Source organism: Methanothrix sp. (genome assembly GCF_024518575.1).
Lineage (GTDB): Archaea > Halobacteriota > Methanosarcinia > Methanotrichales > Methanotrichaceae > Methanothrix_B.
Genome location: NZ_JANIHG010000005.1, coordinates 19016 through 39888 on the forward strand (window position 1 = coordinate 19016; position 20873 = coordinate 39888).

General features: G+C 55.1%; 13 protein-coding genes and 2 tRNA genes. 6 read left to right on the forward strand and 9 right to left on the reverse strand.

The annotated features are described in order from the left end of the window. Positions 1-1740, reverse strand: a complete 1740-nt coding sequence (locus NQU42_RS01995; protein WP_296608621.1) for a VWA domain-containing protein — start codon at positions 1738-1740, stop codon at positions 1-3. A 122-nt stretch (positions 1741-1862) separates the two neighbouring features. Between NQU42_RS01995 and thsA the strand changes: the two genes are divergently transcribed. Next, positions 1863-3494, forward strand: coding sequence for a thermosome subunit alpha (thsA, locus tag NQU42_RS02000; RefSeq protein WP_296608622.1), 1632 nt, complete (start codon positions 1863-1865; stop codon positions 3492-3494). 136 nt (positions 3495-3630) lie between these two features. Here the strand turns inward: thsA and NQU42_RS02005 are convergent, their stop codons facing one another. The 3 genes from NQU42_RS02005 to NQU42_RS02015 are packed head-to-tail and all read right to left on the reverse strand — an operon-like array spanning position 3631 to position 6074. Then, a complete protein-coding gene (locus tag NQU42_RS02005) occupies positions 3631-4206 on the reverse strand; it encodes a DUF447 domain-containing protein (protein ID WP_296608624.1) in 576 nt (191 codons plus the stop codon). A gap of 13 nt (positions 4207-4219) precedes the next feature. Further along, positions 4220-5071 (reverse strand): triphosphoribosyl-dephospho-CoA synthase, encoded by an 852-nt coding sequence (locus tag NQU42_RS02010; protein ID WP_296608626.1) that lies wholly within the window; start codon positions 5069-5071, stop codon positions 4220-4222. Positions 5072-5120: 49 nt separating this feature from the next. Next, the gene (locus NQU42_RS02015; RefSeq protein WP_296608627.1) at positions 5121-6074 is read right to left on the reverse strand and encodes a methanogenesis marker 9 domain-containing protein; all 954 of its coding nucleotides are present in this window, start codon (positions 6072-6074) and stop codon (positions 5121-5123) included. A 967-nt stretch (positions 6075-7041) separates the two neighbouring features. Here NQU42_RS02015 and NQU42_RS02020 point away from each other — a divergent pair. Then, on the forward strand, positions 7042-11655 hold the full coding sequence (locus tag NQU42_RS02020; protein ID WP_296608629.1) for a hypothetical protein: 4614 nt from the start codon (positions 7042-7044) through the stop codon (positions 11653-11655). On the opposite strand, the gene NQU42_RS02025 is transcribed toward NQU42_RS02020, so the two are convergent. Both NQU42_RS02025 and NQU42_RS02030 read right to left on the reverse strand, forming a co-directional pair. Next, the gene (locus NQU42_RS02025) at positions 11652-12860 is read right to left on the reverse strand and encodes a TIGR00375 family protein (protein ID WP_296608630.1); all 1209 of its coding nucleotides are present in this window, start codon (positions 12858-12860) and stop codon (positions 11652-11654) included. The genes NQU42_RS02020 and NQU42_RS02025 overlap by 4 nt on opposite strands. A 215-nt stretch (positions 12861-13075) precedes the next feature. After that, on the reverse strand, positions 13076-13627 hold the full coding sequence (locus NQU42_RS02030) for a hypothetical protein (RefSeq protein WP_296608632.1): 552 nt from the start codon (positions 13625-13627) through the stop codon (positions 13076-13078). Positions 13628-14258: 631 nt separating this feature from the next. On the opposite strand from NQU42_RS02030, the gene NQU42_RS02035 reads away from it, so the two are divergent. Together NQU42_RS02035 and mtxX are read left to right on the forward strand one after the other, a co-directional pair. Then, positions 14259-15215, forward strand: a complete 957-nt coding sequence (locus NQU42_RS02035) for a methanogenesis marker 2 protein (protein ID WP_296608633.1) — start codon at positions 14259-14261, stop codon at positions 15213-15215. Positions 15216-15223: 8 nt separating this feature from the next. Continuing rightward, complete coding sequence (gene mtxX / locus NQU42_RS02040) at positions 15224-16021, forward strand: methanogenesis marker protein Mmp4/MtxX (protein WP_296608635.1); 798 nt, start codon at positions 15224-15226, stop codon at positions 16019-16021. A gap of 476 nt (positions 16022-16497) precedes the next feature. On the opposite strand, the gene NQU42_RS02045 is transcribed toward mtxX, so the two are convergent. The 3 genes from NQU42_RS02045 to NQU42_RS02055 all read right to left on the reverse strand — a co-directional run bounded on the left by NQU42_RS02045 (position 16498) and on the right by NQU42_RS02055 (position 17115). Next, the gene (locus NQU42_RS02045) at positions 16498-16800 is read right to left on the reverse strand and encodes a hypothetical protein (protein WP_296608636.1); all 303 of its coding nucleotides are present in this window, start codon (positions 16798-16800) and stop codon (positions 16498-16500) included. A 55-nt stretch (positions 16801-16855) separates the two neighbouring features. Next, positions 16856-17037, reverse strand: a tRNA-Trp gene (locus NQU42_RS02050). 4 nt (positions 17038-17041) lie between these two features. Further along, positions 17042-17115, reverse strand: a tRNA-Lys gene (locus tag NQU42_RS02055). 385 nt (positions 17116-17500) lie between these two features. Between NQU42_RS02055 and NQU42_RS02060 the strand changes: the two genes are divergently transcribed. Together NQU42_RS02060 and NQU42_RS02065 are read left to right on the forward strand one after the other, a co-directional pair. Further along, positions 17501-20113: an ATP-dependent helicase gene (locus NQU42_RS02060; RefSeq protein ID WP_296608638.1), complete on the forward strand. Its 2613-nt coding sequence runs from the start codon at positions 17501-17503 to the stop codon at positions 20111-20113. After that, a complete protein-coding gene (locus NQU42_RS02065; RefSeq protein ID WP_296608640.1) occupies positions 20110-20817 on the forward strand; it encodes a metallophosphoesterase in 708 nt (235 codons plus the stop codon). Before NQU42_RS02060 ends, NQU42_RS02065 begins: the two co-directional genes overlap by 4 nt. The last annotated feature ends 56 nt before the right edge of the window (positions 20818-20873 follow it).

Here is a 20873-nt window from a genome sequence, read left to right on the forward strand (position 1 = left end):
TCAAAGCTCCCTCCTCCATCTTATTATCCCGAGCTCGGCCATGAGCAGCAGCAGAGCCGCCAGGATGAGCCAGGCCGAGAGATCCCTCTCCACAAGCTTCTCAGTACTGGCGCTGGATCTGAAGCTTCCGGGAGCGAAGGATCTGCCGCCCCTCAGATCAGACTCAGCGGGATCATAGAGATTAGCAGCGAGCCTCCTTCCATCAAAAGTGTAGAGGCCCACCCTGTCGAGAAGCAGGAGCTGTGCTGTGACCGTGCCTCCGGGCGTGCTGACGGTCGCCTGCCTCTCGAGCGGCACCACCTCCCCTGTCTTCCTGTTGACATCATCCAGCGACGGGGCGCCTGTCAGCCATCTCACCATTTCATACCAGAAGACGGGGTACTCAGGTCTGAGATGGAAATCGCTGCCGTACTCGAGCGCGTTGTAGACGACCGTCCCTCTCCCGAGATTCCAGTATGCGAGCAGGGGAACGCTGTTTAATTCCACCATAATCGTCGATCCGCGCCTTGGCACTGCATCAATGTAAGACCTTATCCCTATCTCCTCGAAGTGGATCCCCTCTCCGAAGACGGGATTTCTCGCCCATGGGATGCCGGTCCTGTTTACAGCGCCTGTGATCCTAACCGGCAGATACTCAGGGCTCGGGGAGTTCTCCTGAGGGATGTAAACTATCTTCCCCCCTGAGTCCACATACCTGTTGATTCCTCCATCTATCGAGCTGTTTCTGATGACCACCAGGTCGTAGCCATCTGGATTGCCCATGGTATCAACGCTGCCAATCGCCCTTAGCGCCGCCAGGGCAGGGCTGCTATCTCCCAGATAGAGAATCCTCGTATCATCCCGCAGCGGGGCGTAGATGTACGCCGTGTTGTCAGCAGATACCGCATCCCTGACATCGAGAGATACCGTGCTGATGCCGGATGGAAGGCTGACTGAAAGGTAGTAGTCCTCATCTGCACCTATGAACGCGCTGTGCTCTGAGCTTCCGCCCTGGGATTGAACTCTTATCGTGAGGCTCCTCGCAGATCCATAGTTGTGAATTCTGCATGTGTAATTGATACCCTCATAGGTCTCTGTCAGCCAGCCCCCGACAATCCCGACGTTATCTCCCCCTCCGCCGGTGTCTGCGAAGACTATGCTGGCACCTGTCGCGGTGAGGGAGTCCCTTGTGGCACCGGGGTCGTCTCCGATCCAGCTTATGAAGTCAGAGATGACGAGAATGTCACCACCCTCCGGTCCTGTCAGTGTATATGCCAGGTTCATCGCGCTCGATATGTCAGCAGGGAGATCGAGCACATCGATTTTATCCAGAATAGACCGGGCCTCATCAGCGCTGCCCTCTCTCAGCGCCACGACGGGTATTGACTCTGCCAGAACGATGCTCACCCTGTCGTATCCGGAGAGCTCTGATGATGCTATGCTCAGAGCGTTCTGGAATGTGCTCTCCATGCTCGCAGATACATCCATAACAAGAACAAGATGCGAGCCGGGGCTCCCTCTCTCGAGGGTGTACGGCCCGGCAGCGGCAATCGAGAGGATAATGAGAATGAGAAGCTGCAGCCAGAAGAGTGGATCCTTTATCATCCTGCTAAGGGCTGCGGATCTCCTGGCCTTTCCAGCCTCGAGGAACCTTATGCTGGGGAAGAGAACGTCACGGGGCTTCGGTTTTATCAGGTAGAGCACGATCAGCGGCAGTATGCTGAGAAGGCCGAGGAGTGCATATGGATTTCTGAATGGCATCTCTTGCTCTGATGCGGAGATCTGAGAAAAATGTTTGCCTGTGCGATAGAGGCAGGAGCTTGCGAAATCTTTATATAGAACTTCAAAACACTTACATCCCCGCTGTAAGAAGAGGTGTCGGAATGGCTGGACTAGGTGGAACACCTGTACTGATACTCAAAGAGGGAAGCCAGCGGACTGCTGGCCGGGAGGCGCAGAGGTCGAACATAATGGCGGCCAAGGCTGTGGCCAGTGCCGTCAGAACCACGCTGGGACCCAAGGGCATGGACAAGATGCTTGTGGACACCCTTGGAGATGTGGTCATAACAAACGACGGCGTTACAATTCTTAAGGAGATGGATATCGAGCATCCGGCCGCCAAGATGATGGTGGAGATCGCCAAGACTCAGGATGAGGAGGTAGGCGACGGCACCACAACGGCTGTTGTCCTGGCTGGCGAGCTTCTGAAGCAGGCAGAGCTGCTTCTCGAGCAGGAGATCCACCCGACCGTCATAGCCACCGGCTACAGGGACGCCGCAACGAAGGCCATCGAGATCCTGAAGGATCTCGCGGTGAAGGTATCGCCGGATGATGAGGAGCTGCTGAAGAAGATCGCCATCACAGCGATGACCGGCAAGGGCAGCGGCAACGCGAGGGGAGAGCTCGCAGAGCTCGCGGTCAAGGCTGTGAAGGCGATCGTGGACGAGGACGGCTCCGTGGATATCGACAACATCACCGTTGAGAAGAAGGTGGGCGGCAGCATCACCGACTCCCAGCTGATCCATGGTATGGTGATCGATAAGGAGCGCCTGCATCCCAACATGCCGAAGAAGGTGAAGAATGCCAGGATAGCGCTCCTCAACGCGCCGATCGAGATAGAGAAGACCGAGGTCGACGCGAAGATCGAGATCACCTCGCCTGATCAGCTCCAGGCCTTCCTGGATCAGGAGGAGTCGATGCTAAAGGAGATGGTCAACAAGATCGTCTCCACAGGGGCAAATGTCGTCTTCTGCCAGAAGGGCATTGATGATCTGGCGCAGCACTTCCTGGCGAAGGCAGGCATCTACACGCTCCGGAGGGTGAAGAAGAGCGATATGGAGAAGCTGGCCCGCGCGACAGGCGCCAGGATCGTGACAAGCCTGCATGAGCTGACCCCGAACGATCTCGGCAAGGCCGGGCTGGTCGAGGAGAGGAAGATCGCCGGAGACGACATGACCTTCGTCGAGGAGTGCGAGAATCCGAAGTCAGTGTCCATAATCCTCCGCGGCGGCACAGAGCACGTGGTCGATGAGCTCTACAGGGCCATGGAGGATGCGCTCCGCGTCGTGGGCGTGGTCGTAGAGGATGGCATGCTTGTGCCCGGCGGTGGAGCGCCCGAGGTAGAGCTCGCTCTCCGGCTCAGAGAGTACGCAGCCACTGTCGGTGGTAGAGAGCAGCTCGCCATAGAGGCGTTCGCCGAGGCGATGGAGATCATCCCGAAGACGCTCGCTGAGAACGCCGGCCTCGATCAGATCGACACTCTGGTCGCTCTGAGAAGCAAGCACGAGAAGGGCATGAAAGCCGCAGGTCTCGATATGGATACCGGAGAGGCGGTCGACATGCTGGAGCGCGGCGTCGTTGAGCCTCTCAGGGTCAAGACACAGGCGATCAGCTCAGCCGCCGAGGCTGCTGTGATGATACTGAGGATAGACGACGTGATCGCCTCCAAGTCGACCGGCGCGGGCAAGGAGGGCAAGGAGAAGGAGCCCAGCGGAATGGGCGAGGACTTCGACTGAGCCCAGTCCCTCCCACATTTTTCCTCATCTCCGAACCATCGGAGATCTGGATAAGGAACCCTCTGGCTGCCGCTGATAATCAGCTGGATGGCAGATCTTTTCCCGATATTTGATGCTTCTGGAGATGCATCCCAGCTCACGGTAGAGCGAGATGCTCCTCGAGGCGCTTCATGGCCGCGATCTCTCTCGGCCCCCCACATCTCTGCACAATTCTTTTGAGCTTTCTTATCTCCTCGAGGTAGGAATCGACACGAAGCGCGTTGTACCTGGTGGCTGCGATTGCAGCCTCGATAACGCACGATACACCGCGGTTGATGGCGCGGAACTCCTTTTTGATGACCTCTCCCCTGACAAACTCGAGCTCTGGCATGATTATGTCTGTTCTGTACGGGCTGCACCTGAAAAGCGCCCAGGACTCGGCATCCTTTAAGGTAAGAACCCCGCCCCTTCTGAGAAAGCACTCTTCTCCAAGATCAGTCATCGCAGCCTCTACGAATATCATCGGATCATGGGTGACGTTCGCCACGAGCTGGCCGGTGGCGAGGACGTTCTCGTATGTGTGCGTCCCGAGAAAGAGACGGACGGTTATGCGTTCTCCTCTTATTATGCCGATTGGGGCTGCATTCGGGACGCCATCACGCTCGGTCGTGACGATGACCTCGTTTATGCCTGGAAGTATGCCAAGCTCATCAAGAACACTATCTGCATCCATTTGTTGCATCTCCTCAGAACCTCAGGCCCCTCATCAGCGCGATAAATAAAGATGATGCTATCAGGTCAGCTGTGGATCCCGGATTGATGTCCCTTGAGATCAGCACCCTGTCCATCTCCATTGCGCTCGAGATGACATCCTGAGATCTGAGAGCCGCGCCTGCCATCCTTGAGACCTCAAGAGCAACATCGATTCCAAATTTGGAAGCCACAAGGCTGTCTGGCTCTTCTGATAGCGCGGTCAGGTACGTGAGAACAACACCTCTGTTCAGCCCGTGCCTCGGAGCCATCTCACAGAGAACATCCGCGAGCTCGAAGCTCCTCGAGAAGCCTGTGGCCCACTCCCTCGCGATCAGGTCGTGCCCCTGAGAGATGCGCATAAGCTCTATCAGCCGCATGCCCCTCGCTGCGATCTCGTCAACTGCTCCTGGATCCTTCAGGCTCATCTCCTTCACATCAGCAGCCCTGGCACCAGCAAGCTCAAATGCTCTGTAAAAACATATCGAGTCCTCCACAGTGGTCGATTCCACAACTCTGAGGATCTCTGATCCGAGCGGTCCGGGCCTGGATGCTGCAGATGCGAGCGGTATGAGCAGGGCTATCTCCCCGAAGTGTGTGTTGCCACTCAGCCCCCACTCACGCCATGCCGAGACTGTATCCAGAATGAGCCTGCCCACCCCCGACGCCCCAGACGCGGCCCTCCTGAATGAGGGATATGAGAGCACGGCGCTCGCGACAAAGTGGCTGAAGCTCATGTCCTCGTAATCGTGACATCTGTCCACATTTCCTGGCTTGGGGCTTGAGGAGAGCTCCAGCAGCATGGCCAGCTGGGCCATCTGGGCGACCCTCTCCGGATCAATTATCATCTCATTCATCATCTCAGCAGGATTTAACAGGAGGACAGACAGGAGGCATTCACCGCAGCAGTCCCTCAGCGACTCTTCTCTTCAGGATCATGTACTCCTTAGGTGTCAGACCTGCCCTTCTAAGCGCCACATCCCTCAGGTAGCATGGTTTTGTTATCTTGCAGCACCATATCAGGCTGCCAAAGCATGTTCCATCGCCCTTCTCGAGGGGTGTCCCCCTTGCGAGCTCGAGCTTCCTCCGCACGAACTCATCAGGGGTCATGCCGAGCCTTTTCAGGGCGCCGTGGACAGGGCATGGCTTGACCGGAGGGCAGCAGAATGCGAGGCCTCGAAGGTCGCCGCCGGCGCATATGTGCTTCGGAGCGTTGTACCATCCTGTGATATCCTCGAACTTCCTGAGGGCAGAGGAGATCCAGCTTGCAAACTCCTCGTCTGTGGATTCCTTGAGCGAGATCGCATCCGCGCCCATCGAGAGCAGGCGCTTCGCGTCTTCGAATGATTTTATCTCAGATAGCGCCATTATTCTTGGTCCTCTGACATCTGATATGCTCCTCAGAACCGAGGTCGCAGATCCATCACAGCCTCTGAGATCGAGGTGAATCAGATCGAGCCCTGCAGATTCGAGGCTCTTAACCGCGCCCGGGTTCGACTTCGGGCTCAAAGCAGCCGGCGAAATGCGCAGCGAGGTTGCAGCCCCAGCTGATTTGATCAGCTTAATCAGGCTGCATGCTCTGGTGAGATCAATTGAATCCCTATCGGAGAGATCGAGCTCCAGGATCGCATGCATCCTGGCCGCGGTTCTTGAAAACTCCGGGAGCCTGTCGGGAGATGCTGATCTGAATGATAGCACAGCCGGCACACCTGCATCCCTGACGAGCGCCTCGATATCGTCTCTCTCCTCTACATCCTCAAGGACTGCAAGCCCCACACCCGGCGGGCATGCGTTTCCGTGGCATATCATGGCCACCGGGCTCTTCAGAGATGCGTACCCTATTTTCAGCATCGATATCCTCGAATTTGACAAGGGATATCAGCCTTTCGATGGCTCATGCGACGACCCTCAAATAACCCATGCAGATCACGCAACGATCTCGATTCGCTTTGCCTGAGGTCAGTGTGGTTCGCTAAAAGGTCTCGGAAGATCATAAGACAATATGCCACACAGCTCTTGTGTGGATGCTGTTGATATCACAATACGAGCAAAAGCCAGTGGTTCATCTCTGAGGCTATGGGTTGCTGGAGATCCCCTGAGCAGTGCAGCTTTCCATATTGCATCTCCCCTCAGAACCATCTGGTCAAAGCGTAAAAGATGCCTCGCGAAAGAGCATACCATATTCTGCCACAAGAGCTGTGCAGGCGACCGATCTCTTGTGATCAATACGTCAGCAACTCCGGCCTGAAGACCGGAGTCTCCTCCACCCATACACCCCAGGGGGTTTTATGATGCCCGGACGCGAAACCCCATCGAGACATTATGAGGGCATACTGACCATGGCAATTTTCTGCAGATCGAGCATCGTTTGTCAGATAACATTATAAAAATTATCTGTAAATGTTTACATAGTTTGGAAAGGGTTAAATCCAGGTCATAACGTCAACTCTCTTTACACGGGGATGTACTTTCATAGTGTTAGTGTGATATAAATATCTAAAAACGATTGAATTTGCCTGGATCAAGGCAGATTGTGCAAACCAGGAGGTGGGGTGGCAACATGTGCGTGTACTGGACAGGATCCAAAAATAAAGCATTATTTAAAAAATTAAATTTTGATGATTTTTGCCAGTATCTTTGTGCATGGTTTAAAGCTATTCATATAATTACTATCATCATCGCAGCAGCGTGTCTCTGCATCTCGTTACATGCAGCCTCGGGATCGTCAGTCAAGAATACTACGTCAGTTTATACAGTTGACAGTATAGCTACGGATTTATACGAACCTCTGGGAAGCAGCGGTGCGCTGAGAGTCGTTGTGGAGCCGGATTCGAGAAGGGCCATAGGCGATGTGGTTATTTTCTCTGTAAGTCTTGAGCTGCCCGGGGACGTTCACGAACTGAAGATCATGGATGTTCTCCCTTCAGGTCTCAATTACCTCAAATGTGAGGGAGACATTCCCGCTCCGCATCTGGACGGCAGGACCCTGCTGTGGAATCTTGGATATACAGAGAAGACCGAGATCGCCTTTCAGATCTATGCAGTTGTTCGGAACATAATAACGAACCAGGATGGCACAGTGCTTCTCAACAAAGTTGAGGCCACATGGAAGGACCATACAGAGACGCTCTGCTCCACAAACGCCAGCACACCGATCACCATCACAGAGCCAGACATAAAGATCTCCATCAGCTCCAACAAAACGACCGTTCATGCTGGATATATCGTGGAGCAGATCGTGACCCTGCGCAACACGGGCTCGAGTAATGCATACGATGTCAATCTGAGTGTGACGATCGCGGATGGGCTTGAGGTTCTGAGCACGGATCCAGAGCATGCTGTTGATGGGAGAAACATAGCATGCACTTATGACAAAATCCGCGCCGGGGATGCTGAAACTCTGAGGCTTGCTCTCAGGGTGAGAAGCACAGTCGTATCCGGGGAGAGCCTGAGCACCGGAGCCTATGTGACGTGGACGAGCCTGCCCGGGAAAGACCCCAATGAGCGGTGGGGCGGAGGAACGAGTCTCAATAATTATGATGAGTCTACATCTGCGAAGCTCACAGTGTCAGGAGACGTGAGCATATCCAAGACGCCCGATACGAACAGGAGCTGTGCCATCGGTGATTCTGTGACGTACAAGATCCACCTGAACCTCCCGAGGGCCATTCTCAGGGAGGTGATCATCACAGACACCATTCCCGATGGCACGATCTACGACCCATCGAGCCTGAGGACCAGCGGTTTCGTTCCAAATGACATCCAGCCACCAGCCCCTGAGGGCGACACGCTTGTTCTCTCCTTCGGCGATCTGAACAACACAGAAGATGTCGATATGGACATCTGGTACAGCGTGATTGTCGCGAACCGGAGGGAGAACAGGAACGGTGTCTTCCTGATACCAGGAGCAGCCAGGATCACCTGGAAGAGCTACGATGGCTCATCGAGGCAGCGAACCGACAGCAAGGCAGGAAGCATAGAGGTCGTGGAGCCATCGCTGGCCCTGGTGAAGAGCGCGCCATCATATGCGATCGTGGGTGATGAGGTGAGGTTCACGCTCTCGTGCTCTCATGATGGTGGTAGTAGATCCGATGCTTATGATGTCATCCTCGCGGACTCCATCCCGGAGGGCGCAAGACTTGTAGGGATCAACACGAGCCGGCCGATGGGCTTCGAGCAAATTGGCAGAGATCTTGTATGGTCCATTCAGAGGCTTGGGAGAGGGGAATCCGTCACTGTGACATACACGATCCTGCCGGAGACCGCAGGCAGTGCAGGAGGCGCTGCGAGGCTGTACTGGTCGAGCAGGGAGGGCGATGACCCGAACGAGAGGTCAGGGCTCTGGAACGATCTCGACTGTTACAACAAGACCGCAGAGGCTTATGTCGCGGTGGAGAATTTCAGCATTAGATGCGAGCCTGAAGGGCCTGTGAGGAGGGGCTTTGGAGAGGATCTCATGATTCGCTTTTACGGCGAGCTCCCCTCCATGAGGGATGCATGGATGAACCTGAGCCTCAGGGGATTGAAATACGATGCATCTGGCATCAGACGGAGTTTCAATCCGCTGGAGGAGATCGTTCGCGGGGATAGGATTTGCTGGCACCTTGGGGGCGTGCAGGCCATGCATGTTGATATCTCCCTGAAAGCGATCGTCGATGATTATGCGCCCGGGGCGGTCCTGGAGCTGAGCTGGATCTCGAATGGTCTCACTAGATCCATCTCTGTGGCGACAGGGCCGGTGGAGATCGCCGAGCCGCGGTTGAGGGTGGAGAGGGCTCCGGCTCTGAGGAGCCTGGAGACGGGCGATATTTTGAGGTGCTCTGTGAGGATCGATCACTCGCCCGAGAGCGCATGCGACGCATGGAATGTGATTCTCAGGGAGAGCATTCCCCCGGGCATAAGGATCCTTCGGGAGAGCGTGAGAACGTCTCCGGAGAGAGGAGATGTTGAGATCGGTGAAGGCTCCCTGCTCTGGCGGATCGGGAGGCTAGGGCTCGGCGAGAGCGCCTTGCTGGAGTACGATGTCGTGGCCCTCTCAGACGGCCGATCTCTCTCAGAGTCAAGACTCACATGGTCCAGCGCTGAGAGCGGAGAGCGTAATTACACTGCATCTGCATCGTCAGAGTTCATCGTCGGATCTTCATACCTAAGCGTGGCTGCGCCGGAGATGGCATGCGGTTTCGTGAACTACACAGTTCATTACAGGAACATCGGTGAGAGGGATATCAGGGGTGCTGTTCTCAAGGCGAGATATGATCCGCTTCTCGCCTTCGTATCATCGAGCCCTGTGCCGTGCGCCCCGGACGGGAGCATCTGGTCGGGATGTGCGCTGCCGGATGTGCTTCATCCGGGGGATGAGGGCACCATAAGAATCATCACAAGGGCCGGAAGGGCTGCGAATGGGAGTGCTGTGGATACCACCTTTACGATGTCGTTCGAGGGGCATGAGGAGAATATCTCCAAGAGGACGATCCTGATCGCCCCAGAGCTCTCAATCAATGCAACAGGCTCTCCCGAGGACGTTAAGAGCGGTGAAACTGTAATCTACACAGTGAGATACAGAAATACGGGAGTTCTGAAGGTGACAAATGTATCTCTCAGAGCCTTGTTCCCATCCAGCGTGGAGATCATCAGCGCGACCCCGCTTCCGAGTATCTCCACCGGTGAAGAGATCGTCTGGTCGGAGGGCTCTGAGCTCATGCCTGGAGATGAGAGAACCGTACGCATCAGCGCTCTTGTGAACGGAGATGATGTGGTGAAGGCGACCTTCACCCTGGAGAGCTCAGAGTCGCTGCCTGTATCCGCGGAGGTATCCACGCATGTTCATGTCCCCAAAAGAGAGATCACGGTCAGAAAGCAGCCATCGTGCACAGAGTGCAGGCGCGGCGATACTGTGGAGTATGATATCAGGGTTTGCAACCCATCTGATGCAGATCTCTGGAACATCACCGTGAAGGAGATCCCGGATCCAGGATTCATAATCCAGGAGGCAGATCCTGCACCAGGACCTGATGGCATGTGGCATATCGGCCGTCTCCGTGCTGGAGAGTGCACCCTGATAAGGATCAGCGGGATGATTCCGACGAGCGAGATGTACTTCGACATGGCCGGGAGCGTTGAGGGGAGGGGGTTCACCAGAACATACAGGGAGTGCACTTCGGGCTTCGAGGGCGCAGCGCTGCGCAACTGCGTCCAGGCCTTCTCTGGGAACCTCTCTGCAGGTGACTGCGTCACTGTGAGGATAGCAGCTGAGAAGGGATCGGAGCTCCGGATGATGGAACACGGCAGTGGATCTCTCCGCTCGCAGGAGGGGATGTCCATGAGCACAGAAAATCGATCCATCAGGATATCGAGGTCTCAGGCGGCTGAAAGCAGCATGTACGAAGGTGATGTTCGCAGGAGATCCGTTGCATTCGAATCTCCGTGGAGCGATTACTTCGAGATCTCGAACAGGGCCACTCATGGGGGCATGAGGTCGTTCGCCAGGGCTGAAAGGGAGACCAGCAGCATCGAGGCTGCTGCAGATTCCAACGGCACTGTGGTCTCTCTTGATATGGTGCTCATCGGATCCGGAAGCATTCTGGCGGAGAAGATCTCAAACATCACGGGGGCTATGAGAGCATACGATCGACACTCCGGCAGATCGGAGATATCAGTGAGGTTCGAGGAGCACGGGGAGTACGGGAGCTATGGCCATTCCTACCTCGGAAGTGGCACGCTCGTATCAGGCCGGAGCTATGGAGCGCTGCAGATTCACACCTCCGGCTCAGGAAGATACATCTCAGAGGGGTCCGTGAGCCATGGATCGATCAAAGAGAGCTTGAGCGTTGCGGCCAACATCTCTAAATGGCGCTCAGGCGCATGGCTCAGGGGCGGACAGAGCATACGTGAGGAGTACTCCGGATCGAGGATCGAGAAGGAGACGGTGCTCACCGCCAGAGGGCTTGAGACGAACGTGAACCTCTCCGGAATGGCGGTCACAGATACGCATACCATTGATTCACATCTGAGCGATATCTACATCGGAAATTACACAATGAGGAGAAGCATCAGCCTGCCTGTTTCATACAAGTATGGATCGCCGCACATGAACATCTCCACAGAGATGTACATGGAGGGATCGGATATCATGCGTCTCACTGTGAAAATACAGAACGACGGGGTCAGGGATCTCTCCCCTGTCTACATCACCTCGGTGGTTCCGAACGGATCGAGGGTTCTGGGCGCGTATCCAGAGCCGGAGATCGATAACGATGTGATGAGGTGGAGACAGGATGTGCTGAGAGCTGGCGAGCCTCTCGTGATAACCCTGCGGCTTGATGTGAGGGATGCCCTGAGCAGGGAGATCCTTGTCAGGGCCGCAGGCGGATTCGATGGGCGGTGGGTGTATGCGATGAACAGAACATCGCCTGCACAGTGCTGCAGCGACTAGAAGTCCAGAAGCGACCTCTGGGATGGTTCTTTTGAGGAAGGGGCTCTGGGCGGGGGAAGGGATATCCTTCCGTACCTCCCGCCACCTCCTGGGGTAACCACGACATCTCCTGATCTGAACGCCTCTATCGCCCTTGCGACCCTCTCATCTGTATTCAGCTCAGAGATCTCCGCGAGCAGGAGCACCTCTATCTCGGTCCTCTCAGATACCAGATCGCTCCATATCTTTCTCACGCCTGCTGTGAACACACTCTTGTGGCCGAGGGCCATCGCGATTATCTCGGCCAGGGGGATTATGTGGATGTACGGAGGCCTGTGATCCGGGTGCACCGGCTGCGGCAGATCTGCTAAGATCTCGACCCTGTCCCTGACACCGAGCTTGATCGATCCGCCGCATCCGCACCGTCCCAGCAGCTCATCCATCTCCTTCATTGTATACTGCCTGTAGCATCTGGTGCATGCGGTTCTGTTGTACTTTCCCTCCTCCGGGTAGAAGCCGACGTTGAGAAGGGGTTTGCGCCCCGATCTGCGCTCTATCGCGAGCCTGAGCTCCTGAAAACTTATATCTCTGATATCAAACTGGTTGAACTCCCTTCCGAGCTTGTTCGACCAGGGAGAGTGGCCATCCGAGTTCGACAAAAACGTCCTCTCCCTCAGCTCGCTTATGCGATCCGCGTAGTCTGAGTCGGCGCTGAGGCCGAGCTCTATGAAAAGAATATCATCGGCTCGATCTCCGTAACATTCTTTAAGTGATCTGTGATGCGCGAAGATCCCTGTCCATGGCGTGAACGCGTGGCTCGGCCCGATGATGCAATCCGCCTCGAGGCAGAGATCCGCGATCTCTGCTCCGCTTAAAAGGATTCTTGGCCTGCCATCAGTATCTATGTTGCTCGAGCTCTTCCGGAAGATCTCCCTCAGCTCCCCGGCCTTGGAGAGATCGGGGATGAGAATCAGATGGTGAACGCCCTCTGAATCTTCGACTTCGGCTGTCACGACGAATCCTGTCAGGTCGTTATGCCATAGGATCCCGTCCCTCTCCGGAAGCCGCCTGAGATTCTCAAGCCATTGCGGGTGGAGCGCGTCGCCAGTGCCAACGAGGTGTATGCCCTTTCTGCGCGCCTCAGCCGCGATGGTGTCGAGATCCATCATCCCAGATGTGGCAGCTGAGTACTTTGAGTGTATGTGGAGATCTGCACTTACATTCATTTTAGTATTTATATTTTATTTACATGCTTGAATGGTACGGCTCCTCACTGAAATCAACGGAGCGACCATGAATTCGGCGCGTTGGTGCTCGGCCTGCGCAGGCGTTCCGTGATTCGAGCCAATGAAGAGCATATGCTGCAGCCTTCCCCTTGAGCATCTGAAATGTCGTGGTTTCCATATCGCATTTTATTGAATGTATCCATATGCTGCAGCATTCACCCTGAGTTCTCTGGCTCCTCCGGCCTGCCTATCCGCGGCAGTCTCTCCATATCTATCTCTATCTTTATCACGTCCTGATCTGCCTCCAGAGATCTCACGATCACATGAAATATGTATCGCTGCGTTCGTCTTCCCTCGGGAATCAGGATACTGTGGACCTTTCGGAGCTTGCTCACGCTCGCAGCGTAGACTGCTGGACCGCTCTGCAGGAACAGCAGCCCTGGCAGGTTCAGAGAGTCGTGCCCGAACGACGGAAACCTCTCCTCGATCCTCTCCTCGAGCATCCTGCGCGGTATATCCACAGAGCCGATATCGCTCTCAACCCTTATGCCGTTCTCATCCGCCCTTATCGATCTTATGTGGTATCTGAGGGCGCTGATGAGATAGCTGGTCCCCCTCCCCTGCTGTTCTGCCGGAACTATCGACTCGAGCATGTCCATGAAAGGCCGTATCAGGGGGCTTGTGCCTGCAAAGAACGCACCTGCCAGGTTGGAGACCTCTGTTTTGGCATCCCTCAGATCATTCTTATCTATTGTCAGTGTAACCATGGTCGATCTTCTGCGATCCTACAAGATATATCCACCGCAGCGTGAGAAGCACCCATGCCATCGAAGCGAGACTGAAGTGAGAACCGTGCACGTCCTGATAGGAGCGAGCAGGGCGCAAACCCCCATTTTTAGGAGTAAGAGACCTATATGGTCAAGAAATAACGTCTGAGTTGCGGACTGAAACTGGATCGAGATCGTAATGCAGCGTTGAACATGCTCACACTCTGAGGGGTGGAGCCTGTGGGGATGCCGGATGATCAGAACTGTGAAACCTTCGACTTGCTTCCAAGTCGAAGCGCAGGAAGCCCCGCTCTTCAGGGGGAGGAAGTCGCGGTCACACTGTATTTACATATGTGTCTGCAGCTTCCAGCCATATTTTGATACAATTACCCCTTTGCTTCCAGTGTGACCCTGCATTTACGTCATCTTGTTAATCGCAAAAAACAAAATTAGATAATGCACTTATATTTACAGAGTGGGGAGTTTTCGATATCTGTAGAACGTAGACATATTCCACATACCATAGCTTCCAGTGGAGCCGGTCATCCCGCAAGGGTGCAGGTATATGGAACGCCCTCGGAGCAGCAGACTACCGGCATCTATTTTTGATAGGAAATATTCTGTGGTTGCAATGACACTGGAGTCTCTGGTATCGGAGCTCAGGAGCTTCGTGGGCATAACCAGAAAGCGAAGCATTGGCGATATGCTCAGGTATTTTCCTGCCGTCTCTGATAGGGTGATAGCGGATTTCGGCGAGGATGCTGCCGTCATAGATAACGGCGATGAGGTTCTTCTCCTCGCCGCAGACGGGATATGGTCGGTGCTGATGGATGCCGATCCCGAATGGGCCGGATACTGCGCTGTTCTTGTGAACGTCCATGATATAGCTGCCATGGGAGGCACCCCGATCGCCATGGTGGATGTTCTATCCGTGAACTCTCCAAAAATTGCGGATGCTGTCCTGCGGGGGGTCGAGAAGGGGATTGAGAAGTTTGGAGTCCCGATAGTGGGCGGCCATCTCCATCCGGACACGCCCTACAACGCACTGGATGTGGCGATTCTGGGCAAGGCCAGGAGGGACGGCGTGATACTGAGCAGCACCGCAGAGCCTGGTGACGCGGTGGTGGTCGGGGTTGATCTTGAGGGAACAGTTCATCCGAGCTTCAGGATAAACTTCGACTCAACCAGCCACAAGGACAGGGAGACGCTGGGACGCCAGATCACTTCTATGCGTGCGCTCGGTGAGAGTAGACTTGTCACAGCCGGAAAGGACATCAGCAATCCGGGGATGCTCGGGACTCTCGGAATGCTGCTCGAGACCAGCGGTGTCGGCGCGGAGGTTGAGATCGACGCGATACCGGTGCCCGCTTCACTGGCTCTCGTGGAGTGGCTGAAGATGTATCCGGGCATGGGTTTCGTTGTCACAACCAGAGACCCATCTGAGGTCGTGGATGTATTCAGGAGGCACGGGCTGAGTGCTGCGAGGATCGGCAGGGTGATCGAGGAGAGAAGGCTTGAGGTTGTGAGCGGGGAGAGGAGAGCAGTTCTCTTCGATTTCGAGAGGGATCGTGTGACTGGCATAAACTGAGGGGTAAGATGGATCGCAGATTCATCGATCTGCTTGAGGAAAAAGCACGCAGCTGCAGGGCGAGGATCGGAATAGGGCTGGTGAACCCCGGGAGGGATGTTCTCGAGAGCCTCGTCCCGGCGGGGGAATACGCTGAGATCATCGCTGTAGGAGATGCAGCTCCTGAGGGCATCGAGCTGATCCGCTCTGCCTCGCCTGAGGAGGAGCTGATCCGGCTTCTTATGAGCTCAGAGATCGACGGGGCTGTGAGGGGCAACATATCCGCCACAAGGACTATGAGGGCTCTCTCGAGGGCCGGGATCGATGTCATGAGGATGGCCCTGCTGGAGCTCGGTGGATGGGCGTTCTTCCTGGCTCCAGTCGGCATCGATGAGGGGGAGACTCTACAGGACAAGCTGGAGCTTGGCATGCGCGGGGCATCTTTTCTCAGGGGAATGGGCGTAGATCCCACGGTCTCGGTTCTCTCCGGCGGCAGGCTAGAGGATGTGGGAAGGAGCGAGCATGTCGATACGAGTCTGGCGCACGGCGAGTTCGTGGCTGCGCGGCTTAGGGAGAACGGCTTCGATGCGATCCACAGGGGAATACTGATAGAATCCGCGCGCGGAGATGATCTCGTGCTCGCGCCGGATGGCATATCAGGCAACCTGCTCTTCAGGACGATGCTGATGGTATGCGGCGCAACCGCCATGGGCGCGCCCGTTCTCACAGATGAGATCGTCTTTGTCGATTCCACCAGGGCCAGATCCGAGTTCATCGGCCCGATAATCCTGGCGAGCGCCCTGGTATCGATGAGATGCGGACGATGACCCAATGCGATCTACAACACATAAGCGCGCCTTTCGAAATCGTGTTGAGGCGAGTCCTGTGGCGTTTGCTGAAAGCATATATGGAGAGTTAACCTCCTGTGGCGAATTTCCGTGGATCAAACTAACAGCAGATCCCCCATCATTTTTGCATGCATCTCATGTAGCATGCGGTTTTGTGACCAATAACATGCTTGGTTCAGGTACTGTGCCAACGAACGCCACGGTGTAGATTCATTAACAAGACATTCTGTGTTGGATAAAAATTCGCAACCTGAAGGCCATTAGGGGTAAAGATGGAAATTAGCCAAGAATCGATGCCTAGAGATGGAATTCTGAAAAAGTTATCCAACACATCAACAAGACAGGAAAATAATCTTTGGGAGTGGAGAACGCGAAGCAAGACCCCGCCCTTCAGGGCGGGGTGTTTTCGCTACAGGATCGCTCCAAAGATCGGAGTTTGCGCCCTGAAACCATAATCACGCCTTTGATCTCGCCCAGGACTCGATGTTATCGATGAGGTTGAACTCCACGACCTTCTTCGCGTCAAGCAGCATCTTTGCTATCTCCTTGAGCGAGAATCGCCTTTCTCTTCCGTCCCTGTCCCTGACGCCGATCTCCTCGCCCGGAGACTGCGCGTCTATCTGAATGAGCATCTCGCCGAGACGGGAGCACGCATTCTTCAGATAGCGCACGGTGTAATCCATCAGTGGCTCTCTATCTGATAGGTTCTTGTTGACCTCTTTTATTGACCAGCACATCGTGAGTACATCTGAGTACATCTCAGCACCACCCAGAGAACGTGGAGCATTCTATTTAACGGTGCCGTCAGAAAGGTGGGGCTGGTGCGATTCGAACGCACGATCGACGGGTCTCTCCGATTCTGAGAAGACATGATCATCTCAGTGCTCCAACGGATCATCAACACCATCCCCGTCGGGATGGCTCAGCAGACCCGTTGCTCATCATCCAATCATACCGCTGGAGCCCGTCGCCCTACCTGGCTAGGCCACAGCCCCTTAGCGGGCCGAGAGGGATTTGAACCCCCGACCTAAAGGTTAAGAGCCTTTCGCTCTACCTGACTAAGCTACCGGCCCGCGTCGGTAATATGACAAAGCTATTTATAAGCGTTTCGATCTCGCCATCGAGCGTGGGCGATCACATCCCGTCAGGCTTTGAGGATCTCGATCTTCGGAGATCCCACTGCCAACAGATTTTGGGGTCGTGCTCTTGGGTCCTGCTCGATGAATTGTCTTTCAGGATCGCCGTCAAATGGCATAATTCCCCATGGTTTCTGCGGGGTCCACATGCTGCTGATTTCTTTGGCAAGCCTCTGCAGTCGCATGCGGGGTTTTCAGTGATACGAGCACACGAAGTAGCTCTCTGATGCTGCCGATTTACCCTTCGGCCATTCGAGCCCATGAACCATCAGAACTCAGCTGACCACAAGATCTATGTCCACGCCCAAGATAACTCATGAGGATGGATCACTCAGACGATGAGATACTCTCTCTGTTCGATGATACGGTTAGGGAATGGTGGATCAGAAGCTTTGGCGGCCGGGAGAGGATGTTCACACCGCCCCAGAGGCTCGCAGTGCCCCTGATCCACGCGGGAAAGAGCGTGCTGATAAGCTCACCAACTGGTTCGGGCAAGACGCTCTCTGCATTCATCTCCATAATAAACAGCCTCTTCATACTCTCCAGAACGGACGGACTCGAGAACAGCGTTTACTGCCTGTACATATCGCCGCTGAGATCGCTGGCCAACGATATACACAGAAACCTGGAGCGCCCGCTGGCTGAGATACAGGAGATCGCTGCAGAGCGGGGAATAGATGCGGTGGAGATCAGGCACTCAATCAGGCATGGTGACGTATCATCATCGGAGAGGGCGAAGATGCTCAGAAAGGCCCCGCACATACTTAACACGACGCCTGAGAGCCTGGCGTTGCTGCTCAACTCACCGCGCTTCAGGGAGAAGCTAAGGACCGTCAGGTGGGTCATCGTCGATGAGATACACTCGCTCGCGGGCTCCAAGAGGGGCGTTCACCTCTCGCTCAGCCTGGAGCGTCTGGAGGAGCTCAAAAGAGAGACAGGCGGGGAGAGCTTTGTGAGGATCGGCTGCTCCGCGACCATCGAGCCCCTAAAGGAGGTCGCTGCGTTCCTCGGTGGTGTGGGCAGAGAGGTTGAGATCATCGACACCAGATTCTCCAGAAGGTTCGATCTCAGGCTGATATGCCCAGTGCCCGATCTCATCTCCACGACCCCTGGAGAGCTCAGCCGTGCGCTCTACGAGGCGCTGGATGAGCTGATACAGACACACAAAAACACGCTCATATTCACGAACACAAGGAACGGGGCCGAGCGGATACTCTACAACCTCAGGGCGAGGTATCCGGATCGATACAACGAGAGCAACTCAGGATGCCATCACGGCTCAATGGGGAAGACGAGCAGGCTGGATGTCGAGGAGAGGCTGAAATCAGGGGATCTGAAGGTTGTGACCTCTTCCACCTCACTGGAGCTAGGGATAGACATGCCACATCTCGATCTAGTTCTCCAGATAGGATCGCCGAAGTCGGTGGCAGCCCTGCTCCAGAGAATAGGAAGGGCGGGCCACAGCCTGGATCAGGTTGTCAAAGGAAGGGTCGTTGTTCTCGACAGGGACGAGCTCATAGAATGCGCGGTGATGCTCGGATGCGCAAGAGAGGGATTCGTCGACAGGATACACATCCCCAGAAACTGTCTTGATGTTCTATGCCAGCACATCCTCGGAATGGCCCTGGAGCGACAGTGGCGGATCGATGATGCGCTCAGGATCATACGAAGATCGTACTGTTACAAAGACCTCAGCGATGACGATATGAGGTCTGTAATGACATACCTCTCCGGCTCCTATGCCGATCTTGAGGAGAGAAACATCTACGCGAAGATCTGGTACGACCCTGAGAGAGGAGAGTTCGGTAAACGCGGCAGGAACTCCAGGATGATATACATGCTCAACCTGGGGACGATACCGGATGAGTTCTCCTGCGATGTCGTCACAAGGGATGGAAGATGGGTCGGGAACCTGGATGAGAAATACCTGGAGCGTCTCTCAAAGGGAGATGTCTTCGTCCTTGGCGGCAGATCGTATGCGTTCAGATACAGGCGCGGCGGAAAGATCTACGTCGATCCCACCGGAGAGCGCCCGACGATACCGAGCTGGTTCTCTGAGAAGCTCCCGCTCTCATTCGATCTCGGCCTTAGGGTGCTCCGGTTCAGGGCGCACATGCTCGATCTCATATTGAGAGCTGATGAGGAAATGGTCGTTCAGCACCTCCTCGAGACGCTCCCGATAGACGAGAACAGCGCCAGGAGCATCTACCAGATATTCGAGCAGCAGATCAGGTACCTCGGAGAGGACTCGGTCTCGACCGACAGGCGCATTGTGGTGGAGGAGACTAGGGATGTGAAGGGGAGAATGGTGTACTACTTCATGACCAACTACGGGCTGAGGTTCAATGACGGGTTCAGCAGGATGGTCGCTTACCTCATTTCAAAGGATGGCAGGAGCAATGTTCTGGTATCGATCGCGGACACAGGCTTCATGCTCTCAATCCCTGAGGGATCAAGAGCTGATCCTGTTACAGCTCTCAGATCCATCAAACCAGAGATGTGCGAGGATCTGATCAGAAGAGCGGTCGAGAACACGAACCTCCTGAAGAGGGTGTTCAGGATAAACGCCACCAGGTTCTTCATGATCCTGAGGAACTACATGGGACACAGGAAGAGCGCGAGAAGGCAGCAGGTATCCGCAGATATGCTCATAGGTCTCGCAAAGCGGCTCGAGGACTTCGCTGTCCTGAAGGAGAGCTACCGCGAGATCGTGGAGGACAAGTTCGAGCTTGACAACATAAAGAGCGTTGTGGGAGCAATAAACAGCGGGGATATAGAGATCGTGAGAAAGAGGAGCCCATCGCCAGGCCCGATGGCATTCGGAATTGCATCCATCGGAGCTCCTGATGTCGTTCTGGCGCAGGACAGGCTTGCGCTCCTGAAGGAGTTCCAGAGAAGGGTAATGGAGAGGATCGCGGGAGAGAGCGCAGCGTGAGCATCGAGGATCTGCGGGAGCATCTTATTAAAAGATTCGATTTCCTTCTGGGAGCTCTTTACATCAGAGAGATCGAGACATGTGTGCTCTCTGATATCCACATAGGTCTGGAGGAGGAGCTCTTCGCCCAGGGGCTACTCTTTCCGCTGAGAGAGAGGGATGAGCTCCTTAAGAGGATTGATATCATCCTCAAGCGATTCAATCCAAGAAAGCTCGTTCTCGCCGGGGATGTGGTGCATTCATTCGGACGTGCGGATCAGAGGATACGCAGGAAGGTTGAGGCGATCTTAAAAACAATCAGGTCGAGGTGTGATATGATCATCGTCTCAGGCACACACGACGGTATGCTGCCCTACATGGGATTCACAGCTCAGAGCAGATACGATGAGGGCGAATACACGATACATCACGGGGACGAGGACCTGAGGGAGCACGGCCACCTGATAATTGGCCACGAGCATCCGGTGCTGGATGTCGATATGATGCGCATACCATGCTACCTTTTCGGCAGGGGTCTAATGGACGGAATGGACATCATCGTCCTGCCAGCCTTCAACCCGTTCTGCCAGGGCGTGGCAGTGAACCACCTGGAGAGCTCAGATCTGCTGTCGCCTCTGCTGAGAAGACTGGACATCGGAAAACTCCATCCCGTGGTCGAGATGGAAGGCGAGGTGATGGTCTTCCCCGAGATCAGGAGCATTTAGGAAGTCGCTTTTATCCGTTTAACTGCCTGAATCATCTTGGCTCAGTGGTGTTTTTT

What these genes read in the sequence shown, in the direction of transcription:
- NQU42_RS01995 (WP_296608621.1), bottom strand. Translation starts at nt 1,740, where the DNA reads ATGCCATTCAGAAATCCATATGCACTCCTCGGCCTTCTCAGCATACTG.
- thsA (WP_296608622.1), top strand. Translation starts at nt 1,863, where the DNA reads ATGGCTGGACTAGGTGGAACACCTGTACTGATACTCAAAGAGGGAAGC.
- NQU42_RS02005 (WP_296608624.1), bottom strand. Translation starts at nt 4,206, where the DNA reads ATGGATGCAGATAGTGTTCTTGATGAGCTTGGCATACTTCCAGGCATA.
- NQU42_RS02010 (WP_296608626.1), bottom strand. Translation starts at nt 5,071, where the DNA reads ATGATAATTGATCCGGAGAGGGTCGCCCAGATGGCCCAGCTGGCCATG.
- NQU42_RS02015 (WP_296608627.1), bottom strand. Translation starts at nt 6,074, where the DNA reads ATGCTGAAAATAGGGTACGCATCTCTGAAGAGCCCGGTGGCCATGATA.
- NQU42_RS02025 (WP_296608630.1), bottom strand. Translation starts at nt 12,860, where the DNA reads ATGAATGTAAGTGCAGATCTCCACATACACTCAAAGTACTCAGCTGCC.
- NQU42_RS02030 (WP_296608632.1), bottom strand. Translation starts at nt 13,627, where the DNA reads ATGGTTACACTGACAATAGATAAGAATGATCTGAGGGATGCCAAAACA.
- NQU42_RS02035 (WP_296608633.1), top strand. Translation starts at nt 14,259, where the DNA reads ATGACACTGGAGTCTCTGGTATCGGAGCTCAGGAGCTTCGTGGGCATA.
- mtxX (WP_296608635.1), top strand. Translation starts at nt 15,224, where the DNA reads ATGGATCGCAGATTCATCGATCTGCTTGAGGAAAAAGCACGCAGCTGC.
- NQU42_RS02045 (WP_296608636.1), bottom strand. Translation starts at nt 16,800, where the DNA reads ATGTACTCAGATGTACTCACGATGTGCTGGTCAATAAAAGAGGTCAAC.
- NQU42_RS02060 (WP_296608638.1), top strand. Translation starts at nt 17,501, where the DNA reads ATGGATCACTCAGACGATGAGATACTCTCTCTGTTCGATGATACGGTT.